An 11,332-nucleotide genomic window follows, 5' to 3' on the forward strand; every position below is an offset into this window, starting at 1 on the left:
TACCCCATTTATCACCTTTTTAAATTACCCCTACGTAATTACTATTGCTCTAAAACATTACTATTATGGGAGGAAAACTACTTTCTTATTTATTGCTAATATTTTCTATTTTTTTCTTTTCGGAAAATGGATTTTCGCAGGCATGCCCTGGTTCGGTTAGTATAAGTGTAGCCGAAGGTAGAACTATTTGCGAAAACACCCAGGTTACTTTTAACTCCTCTGTAACCGGAGGTACCGGATTAATATATCAGTGGCAAATTAACCAAACTAATGTTGGGACTGGCCAGGCAAGCTTTAGCACCTCTACGCTTCAAGATAACGACGAGGTGAGACTTATAGTTACCTCCACCGATGATGCAAATTGCGAAATCATAACGCAGCCTATTGAAATGACAGTGAATAGTACCAGGGAAGGCAGTGTAACTATTAAGGCGGATGCAAATCCCGTTTGCCCTGGTGAAGCTATAAATTTTAGCATCGTGAGTATTACCGAAGCCGGAACCAATCCTGTTTACGATTGGCGGGTAAATAATTCCAGTGCGGGCAATAGCGCAAGTTTTAGCGCAGTATTGAGCGCGGGAGATCAGGTTCAGTTATTTGTCACTTCCAGTAATCCATGTACGGCAGATTTTTTCAGTAATCAAATTACTATTTCCGAAAAACCGTCCTCACCAGATACGCCCGGCACGATAACCGGAGAAAACCTTGTTTGCCCCGGTGTTTCTGAAACTTATAGTATTAATCCTGTAAATAATGCTATTTCCTATCAATGGGAATTACCCGGTGGCTGGAGCGGTTCCAGTTCAAGTACCTCTATTACTCTTACCACAGGAACGAACACCGGAACCATAAAAGTAATTGCAATAGGAGAATGCGGCAATACCGAACAAAGTATTACGGTTAACGTTGAACCGGGTACCCCCGGGCAACCTGCTGCTATTAGCGGCAATAGCACCGTATGCCCCAATACATCGAAAACATACAGTATTGCAGCTGTTAATGATGCAACCGAATATGTATGGAACTTTCCGACCGGCTGGAATATTCCGGAGCAGATAACTACAACGCCAGAAACAAGCATTACCACAGGAAATTCGGGAACTGGCAATATTACGGTAGCTGCCAGGAACTCATGTGGCACCAGTAGTATACAAAATCTGGCAGTATTGGTTAAACCCGACACCCCTGGCCACCCGGGAATTATTAGAGGCAACACTTCAGTTTGTCCCAATACCTCAGAAACTTACAGTATTACCGCTATTAATGATGTAACCGAATATGTATGGAACTTTCCGACCGGCTGGAATATTTCTGAACAAATAACTACTTCACCACAAATTAGCATTACAACAGGAACTACCGGGAATGGAAATATTACAGTAGCCGCCAGAAACTCCTGTGGCACAAGCGGCACACAAAATCTTGCGGTAGAAGTAAAAAATGCTGCTCCAACCAGCGTAGGCCCCATTAACATTACTTATTCAAATTCCAACAATGTAATTTGTCCGGGAGATCAAATAGAACTATCTGTCACACAACTTCCTGAAGCAGAAGCATACACCTGGAGTATTCCCTCGGGATGGAGTTTTATTGGAGACCAAACAGGCAATAGTATAACCGTAAATGCCGGTAATTATGGACAAAACGGTAATGTTAGCGTAATACCGGAAAACTCCTGCGGACAAGGCTCTGCAAGCACACTAAACCTTAATATAGATGAACCGGCTCCCGAAATAGGATCTGCAGTAATAAACGGCCCCGAAGTGGTTTGTTCCAGTAGCACACAATTAGAATACAGCATTCCTATAATAAATCACGCTACCTCTTATGAATGGTCATTACCCTCAGGTTGGAGTGTTACTTCGGGAGCAAACACCAATACTATTCAAGTAAATGCTTCGGAAACTTCAGGAAACATAGAAGTTTTTGCCACTAATAAATGTGGCGAAAGTTCAATTATTTCAAACTATGTACAATCTGTAACTGCTGCACCTGCAAAACCTTTAGCTATAACATCTTCTTTACCAAGTACAGCAATATGCCCACCATTAAACAATGTAGAATTCTCTATTCCTTCGGTGAGCAATGCCAGTGAATATCTTTGGACCTTACCCAATGGTTGGGAAATTATAAACGGAACGGGAACTACAAATATTACTGTAAATATTACCGCGAATGCAAATTATAGTGCAAACGAAAGCGTTTCGGTACAAGCTTTAAATATTTGCGGAGCAAGCGCGAGTGAAACAATTACAGGAATAGCCATCGACGAATATGTAATTACCGATCTTGGCGAAGATATGGTCTTATGCAGTCTAAATAACACAGTCACTATTGATGCCTATGTAGCCTTCGGTTCTAAAAACGCTAAGTTAAAAATAGATAGGATTGAGACTTCTTCAGGGGCGCTAATTACCCCGCCAACGGGAAAAGTAAATAACTTTATAATTGAGTACACTCCTACTGCTGCCGATATAAGCAACGGGCAGGTTAGCATTAGTGTAACTACCGAGAAGCCGGGTGGTGCATGTAATGCAGGTGAAGACGAAATGACTATATTTTTTAGGGAAGACCCCCAGGCTTCTTTTACTACCACAGGTCAGGATATTTGCGAAAACACCAGTACACAAATTAGCCTAACAGGAACACCCGGCACCCGAATTACTTATACCGAAAACGGAACTTCAAAAACTATAGATCTCGACGCAAGCGGAGAAGCCAGTATAATTATGAACAATTTAACTTCTTCTACTACGTTTCAATTAATAAGCGCGCAATACCTGGAAGAACCTTTATGTGAAAAATCACTTTCAGGAACACACGAAATAGTTGTTAACCCGGTTCCCTATGCCGAACTGGTTTACCCTCAAACTTCATTTTGTGAAGACGATACTGAAATTAAACAGGTAAGGCTAGAAAATGGGATTGGAGCAACAGCGAACGGAAGCTTTTCGGCCTCACCATCCGGCTTAAGTATTAATGCAACTACCGGAGCGATAGATCCCGGCAGTAGCAATCCCGGCGATTATGTGGTTACTTATACAATTCCGGCTTCACTTGGTTGTGAAAGCCTTGAGTTATCTACTAGTATAAGCATAACAGCAGTACCAACAGCAAGTTTAAGCTACGAAAACAACGCTTTTTGCACTTCTGATACAGCAAATAAACCGGTAACTTTAAGCGGCACTGGAAATTATGAAAATGGAACTTTTTCAGCAGGAACAGGACTGCAAATAGATGCAGGAACCGGAACGATTACCCCATCTAACAGCGATCCGGGCACTTATACAATTACCTATACCACACCGGCCGGTGGCGGTTGTAATACCTACGAATACTCTACTGAAATAACCATAACAGAAGTACCTAACCCTACAATTACTTATGCGGCAACCGAATTTTGTAATTCACAAACAACTCCTATTGAAGTTGTATTAACCGGAAACAGTAATAGTTTAGGAGGAACCTATACTTCTCAGGCAGGTTTGGACATTAATCCCACTTCGGGAGCCGTTAATCCACAAAACAGTACTCCCGGCACCTACACCATTAGCTATGAGACCAATGCTGTGGATGGCTGCTTACCTGTTTCTACTGAAACCACGCTCACAATTACAGCATTACCCTACACCGAAATAAGCTACAATGGTCCCTTTTGCGCATCGGAAACCGAGATAAAAGAAGTGATTTTCAATAATATGCTTGGAAATTATCAAGGTGGGACTTTCTCTGCAAATTCTACCGGGCTCTCCATAAATTCCCAAACCGGAGCCATTGATCCCAGCCAAAGCCAGCCCGGAGAATATATTGTTGAATACCTTATTGCCGCAAAAGCCGGTTGCGAAGCAGTAAATTTCAATACTACTGTAAATATCACAGAAGTACCTTATGCCAACTTTAATTACGACAATGCTGCGCTTTGTAATTCTGAAACTCAGGATCAAGCGGTAGTTTTTACAGAAACACCAGGTGAATATCAAAATGGAACTTTTTCCGGTACCACTGGCCTGGCTATAGATAGTAATGGAACGATAAATCCTGCAGCCAGCACACCCGGACCTCATACCGTAACCTATACAATTGCGGCTGCAAATTCCTGCGAACAAGTACAGGAAAGCCTTGATATTGTAATAGCTAAAAAACCCGAAATCACATCTCAACCTTTTAACGTTGGCGTGTGTAGCACCCAACCAAGTGAACTTAGCGTAACTGCTACCGGAGACAACCTGCAATATCAATGGTACCAGGACGGTACGCCAGTAAGTGGAGCAACATCAGCCACCTTAAGCTTTAGCAATACCACCTCTGTTCATGCAGGAGAATATTACGTGGTAGTAACAGGAGCTACATCCTGTTCAACTGTAACTTCTAACACAGTTAGCATAAATGTAGATGAAGACATTTTTATTCAGGAACCTGTTTCTGAAGTTCCAATTTGTGGTGATGGTTTTTCAGAAGCTAATATGCAATTTATCGCCAGTGCCAATGGCGCTCCATTAACATTCACCTGGTATAAAGGAAATACACCGGTAAATGAATCGGATCCCAATATTAGTATTACAATCTCAGAACAAAACGGCACCTACACCGGCATACTGGAAATTATCAATGTTACTACCGCATACAATGGCGATTATTTTGTAGAAATTCAGGGTCCTTCAGAATTCACCTGTGCTACCGCAGTTTCTAATCCATTTCAATTACGCCTGAATGAGATCCCTGAACCACCAACAGTTCAGGATTTTGAATATTGTCAATTTGAAGACGCACCCGCACTAACGGTAGTTAATGGCAGCAAGCTTACCTGGTATGCATCAGAAAGTGGGAATGATGCTTTTGCCGCCCCTCCAGTACCTAATACCAATACGCCGGGAGAAACTATTTACTGGGTAACCCAAACCCCCGATGTATGTGAAAGTGAACGGGTAGCAGTTAGTGTAAACATTAAAGAGAAACCTTTAACTCCTGAAACTACGGCACTTTTGGAATATTGTGAAGGCGAAACAGCAAATGCCTTAGAAGCCAGTTCTACCAATGGAGCAATTTTAAATTGGTATGATAAAGATAATAATGCGTTGGCAGCAGCGCCCACTCCTGCGACTACAACCCCTGAAACTTATCTTTACTACGTTTCACAAAGCCTTGATGCCTGTGAGAGTGATAAAGTAGAAATTACGGTTATTATTCACGAGTTACCAGAAGTTAGCATAAGCACTTCAGACACTATAGTCTGTGCAAGCGAGCCTGTAAACTTATCAGCAACTGGAGCTAATACATATATTTGGTTCAATGAAGCTAATGAAGAGATTGGTAATACTGCTTCTATTACCATAAATCCGGAAATTTCAACTAACTATAAGGTAATAGGCACAGGAACCGGAAATTGCGCTACCGAAGCTGAAATTACTATCAATGTAGACCAGCCCTCCAATGCCGGTACAATTTCGGGAGCCACGAGCGTATGTACAGGCAATAATTCAGGCGAAATTTCGGTTACCGGAATAACAGGAGAGGTTGTTCGTTGGGAGTATTCTGAAGATAACGAAGTTACCTGGCAAACAATAGACCAGGAAGCTTCTGAAATATCAACAAGTTATACTTATGAAAATCTTAGTCTCAGCACATCATTTAGAGCGGTGGTGAAGAATGGTGTTTGTGACGAAGACATTTCAGAAAGCGTTAATATTCAGGTAGATGAATATCCTGTTGGAGGTGAATTGAATTTTAGGGGGTATGACCGATTATATACAACCTGTCAAAATCCAGACTTTGTAGAAGACCTTATTCTTTCAGGCCATACAGGCGAAGTTGTAGCCTGGAAATACAGAACCGCACAGGGATCTTTTAAAACCATAGCCGGGGAGACCGGCACAAGCCTACCTGCTGCTATTATAGGAAGTTTATTGAGCAACGAAACCTTAATTTTTCAGGCAGAAATTATAAATGGCGCTTGCAACGACCCGGTAAACAGCCAAACTGCTATTTTAAGTGTTATTTCATCAAATATAGAACCGGCTCCGGTAAGTGTTAGCGAAAACCTTATCTGCTTAGGAGACGAAGTCACCTTAACTGCAGATTCCGGCTATCAATCTGGAGATGGTGTAAATGATAGCGGCAATTTCGATAATGCATCTATAGATCAGCATGGTTGGAGGGTTATAAACACCAATGGAATAGAAGAAAATTTTGAAACCAGTGCCAGTAATGTAAGGCCAAATGTATGGAAAAGAGTTACACCCCGGGAATTTATTACCGCCAACCTAACTTCTCCTTACAATACCTCCTTACAATTATTTGATCACGGACTAACAGACCAAAATAAAGGTTTTGCTATTGTGTCCGGGAATAATAGTTCTACATTGGAAACCAATGTTTTTGCTTTAGATGGGATGGATTCCGGTATTCTAACTTTTGACCAGGCTTATAATCTTACCCCCGGGGCTTCCATTGAAGTATTGATTTCTACCAATGGTGGAGCTGCAGGCAGTTATACACAGTTATACAGCAACAACAACGATCCTTCAAGCGGAAATTATACCGATTTTGCTTCTGGTACTCCTATTAGCCGACCTGAAAACAAAATAGAAATTGATTTAGGTAATTATATTGGTCAAAATAACCTAAGAATTATGTTTAGGTTTACAGGGGCTAGAGATGGAGATGTTTGGGCGGTAGACAATATCATATTGCCGGATGGCCCACAGGATGTAGGTGTTATATGGGAAGACACTACCAATCCTGAAACTCCGGTAGTGATTGGAACAAATTTTTCAGAACAATGGACCCCTACCGAAATTGGATGGAATGTTTCTGTAATAACTACTACATTAGAGTATACAGGGGGTTCGTGCCCAACAGCCAGAAACGATGAAGAAATTAAGGTTTTTGTGTTCGACCAATACACAACCAGCGTTACTGTCGAAACCGGCAATTGCGGGTCATATTCGACACAGTTAACTGCTGCAGTTAGCAGTGTTACCCAGGGTATCATTACATCTTATCCCACTAAAGACGGTTATATTGGTAAATGGAAGGTGGAAGGGCCGGATGAAAATTTCGAATTTTATAATGTTGATCCGAATAACACGAGCAACCCTGTAAACAACCCTAATGCAATTTTCACCTCAAATTCCCAAAGTACTGAAAATTACACCTTCAGCTGGATTTTAGAACCCACCGAAACCGATGAAAATGGAAACTTAATTGAAAACCAAAATTGTTTACCCATTTATGAACCCCTGGAAGTTGGCTTTGAACCTTGCATAGCCCTGGATTTTGACGGACTTGATGATTATGTGGATTTAGGGGAAACCTATACCGGAAATTACAGCCTGGAAGCCTGGATTCGCCCTCAAAGTTTACAGGGTACTATTTTAAGCGGGCCCAATTTTGAAATTAATATGGAAGATCTACCGGCAGGGATTATGCCCAATACGCGATGGTACCATATTGCTGTAGCGAATAACAGGCTTTATATAGATGGAATTGACATCGGTAATTTTAACCCTGGTAGTAGTGGTGCAAGAACATTGATTGGAGCAAGGTGGAATAATGGAGCTGCCGAAAATCACTTTGAAGGTTGGATTGAAGAAGTACGTATTTGGAGCACTAACCTAAGTATAAATCAAATAAGGTTTATGATGAACCAACGCCTCTACAATAATGGCACACAAATGGGCGTGGAAATTCCTATGAATGTTCCCGGCGGATTAAGCTACACCAATCTTGCAGGCTATTATCAGCTTCTCGCCGATCCAGTTTTATTAACCGATGGAACTACGGTTGATCTTGCTAATAATTCCGTGCCCGGCAGGCTGGTTGATATGGAGACTTTACAGGAAAACACCGCTCCTCTACCCTATACTTCAAGGGTTGATGGCCAAACCTGGGGCACAGATAACACCTGGACTCATTTTGATGTTTGGGATGCACCAAACAGTACCGGTATAAATGGAAATTCAATTAACTGGAATATTGTTAGAACCTCACATGATATTGATTCGGGAAATAAAGACATTACTGTATTAGGTTTAAAATCAGAAGTGGGAACCTTAGACATTTTTAATCCCTCAGGCGCACATGATGAAACCAATTCGGGACAATATATAAGAGTTAGTCATTATTTAAAATTAGACGGTATTATAGATCTTACCGGAGAATCCCAATTAATTCAGGATATGGGTAGTATTGTAGATGCAGGTAGTTCTGGTTACCTGGAACGCGATCAACAGGGTACCGCCAACAGCTATAACTACAACTACTGGAGTTTTCCTGTTAGTGCAGGAGCTTCTAATAGCGGCGGCTCCATTAAAGCTATGCTAAAAGATGGCACCGACTCTAATAATGCGCAGGATATATCCTTTGCTTACGATCATACTTATGCCGACAACTATAATTATACTGCCGGTCCAAAACGTATTAGTACCTATTGGCTTTTTAAATTCTTTGGCACCGCCAATGTTTATGCCGAATGGCATTGGATAGGCGAAAATGGCCAGCTTAATGCAGGAGATGGATTTACCATGAAAGGCACTTCAGGGGCAGTATCGCTTTCAACACCCCAAAATTATATCTTTAGGGGACTTCCTAATAATGGGCCTGTAGGCGGTGTAAGTATTGGAGCGAATCAAAATCGCTTAATTGGAAATCCATACCCGTCGGCTCTGGATGCAAAACAATTTATTTTAGATAATTTAGATAAGAATGTAGTGCCAAATGCCACCAATACTAAAAATATTTTCAATGGCGCCCTCTATTTCTGGGACCACTTTGGTGACGAAAACACCCATATTTTAAGAGAATATATTGGGGGTTATGCTACCATTAATCTTTCAGGAGCGGTACAATCGGCTTCTTCAGTAGATGAACGTATTAATAACGATGGTTCGGTAGGAAATAAGAAACCCGGGCAATTTGTTCCGGTTAGCCAGGGATTCTTTATCAATACGGTATTAGATCCAGCAATTGCCAATGGTATAACTATAAGTGGAGGTACTATTAACTATAATAATGGACAAAGAGCTTTTGTTACCGAAATAGATCCGAAAGATTCGCAATTTCTTAAACCTATTTATCCTACTAAAGAGAAAAATAAACTAACCAAAAAAGATACGAGGTACAAAATTAGACTAAACTTCCTTTCGCCTCTTGGCTATCAAAGACAGGTTTTGGTTACCGCCGATGCAAATACCACCAATGGTTTTGACCTGGGTTACGATGCGCTCTTAATAGATGATATTCCAGAAGATATGTACTGGCTTATTCAAGACAATGAATTTGTTATTCAGGCAGTACCTAACTTCAATATTGACCAGGTATTACCATTAGGCCTTAAAATAAAAAAAGAAGGTGAGTTTAGTATTGAAATTGGTGAATTGGAAAATTATCCCGACTCACAATCGGTATTCCTAAAAGATAAGCTAAGCGACAGCATTCACGATCTTAGAACAGGCGCTTACCTGGCAAGTTCAACACCTGGAATATTTAAGGATAGGCTCGAAATAATTTTTAAAGGCAAAGAAGATTCGGAAAACCCAAGTAATCCTTCTATTACAACTAACCTTGATTTTGGTTACAACCATAATACAAGGGAACTCAAAATTTACAATCCCGATCTTATTGATATTTCTGAGGTACTTTTATTCGACCTACGTGGAAAACTTATTCAAGGTTTTAAGAATATACCTAATGAAAAGCAGCACACAATTACTATCAAACCTATGCATTCAAGTATCTACATTGTAAAGCTGGTTACCGAAAATGGAAATAGGAATAAGAAGTTTATCATGGAATAAGAAAGTAATTTCTTACATTGACATTTATCAGGTTAAAAAAAACCTCCTTTTAACTGGTTTTTAGACTCTTAAATAATATTTTTTTGCTTAAATTCTTGTTAAAGTAGATTTTTTATGTGTAATTTTACCTCTTGTAACAATTAGTTGCCTATGGGTAAAATTACTCCCCGGTTTTTTTTAGCAGTTTTAATTTTCGGATTGTTCCTACTTTCCGAAAATACTGCTTTGGCGAATTTTAGTTTTGGGCCGGAAAAACCCTATACCCATAACAATGACCGCACCTACTCCTATTTTATTGGTTTTTTGTTAAATGAAGAATTAAGCGTTACCATAACAGAAACTCCAGCAAGCTGTAACGACACAAACGATGGTGATTTGGAGGCGAATGCTTCCGGTGGTGCTTCTCCCTACAATTATTCCTGGACTGGACCAAATGGCTTTACTGGTTCAACAAATCAAATTAGCAACCTTGCACCAGGCGATTACACACTTACCTTAAGTGATAATAATAATCTTGAAATTACTGAAGTTTTTACGCTAACTTTTAATGATAATAAAAACCCCACAGCAAGCAATCCTGCTCCGGTAAACGTTCAGTGTACAGCCGATATCCCTACTGTCGATATCGCAGTAGTTACCGATGAAACAGATGATTGTACTGCCAATCCAACTGTCGCTTTTGTTTCTGCTGTTAGCGATGGCAATAGCAATCCCGAAATCATCATTAGAACCTATAGCGTAACAGATGATGCCGGGAACTCCATCAATGTAACACAGGAAATTACTGTTAACGATACGACAGACCCAACAGCCAGTAATCCCGCTCCGCTAAATGTACAGTGCGCTGCAGATGTACCCTCAGCAGATACTACAGTGGTTACCGATGAAACAGATAATTGTACTGCCAATCCAACTGTCGCTTTTGTATCTGATGCCAGTGATGGAAATAGCAATCCTGAAATCATCACTAGAACCTATAGCGTAACAGATGATGCCGGGAACTCTATCAATGTAACACAGGAAATTACTGTTAACGATACGACAGACCCAACAGCCAGTAATCCCGCTCCGTTAAATGTCCAATGTATTGCAGATGTACCAACAGAAGATATCACAGTGGTCACCGATGAAACAGATAATTGTACTGCCAATCCAACTGTCGCTTTTGTTTCTGATGTTAGCGATGGCAATAGCAATCCTGAAATCATCACTAGAACCTATAGTGTAACCGATGATGCCGGGAACTCCATCAATGTAACACAGGAAATTACTGTTGATGACACCACAGACCCAACAGCCAGTAATCCCGCTCCGCTAAATGTGCAGTGCACTGCAGATGTACCCGCAGCAGATTCTACAGTGGTCACCGATGAAGCAGATAATTGTACTGCCAATCCAACTGTCGCTTTTGTATCTGATGCCAGTGATGGAAATAGCAACCCCGAAATCATCACTAGAACCTATAGCGTAACAGATGATGCCGGGAACTCCATCAATGTAACACAGGAAATTACTGTTAACGATACGACAGACCCAAC

General features: G+C 40.8%; 1 protein-coding gene and 1 pseudogene. Both read left to right on the forward strand.

What is annotated here, in order from left to right; translation table 11 throughout:
* Positions 1–65 precede the first annotated feature (65 nt).
* Complete coding sequence (locus tag I6U49_RS14820) at positions 66–9,794, forward strand: T9SS type A sorting domain-containing protein (RefSeq protein ID WP_198629417.1); 9,729 nt, start codon at positions 66–68, stop codon at positions 9,792–9,794.
* A 150-nt stretch (positions 9,795–9,944) separates the two neighbouring features.
* Positions 9,945–11,332, forward strand: a pseudogene (locus I6U49_RS14825) (SprB repeat-containing protein); the annotation flags it as partial.

Source organism: Salegentibacter maritimus, assembly GCF_016236915.1.
Classification (GTDB): domain Bacteria; phylum Bacteroidota; class Bacteroidia; order Flavobacteriales; family Flavobacteriaceae; genus Salegentibacter; species Salegentibacter maritimus.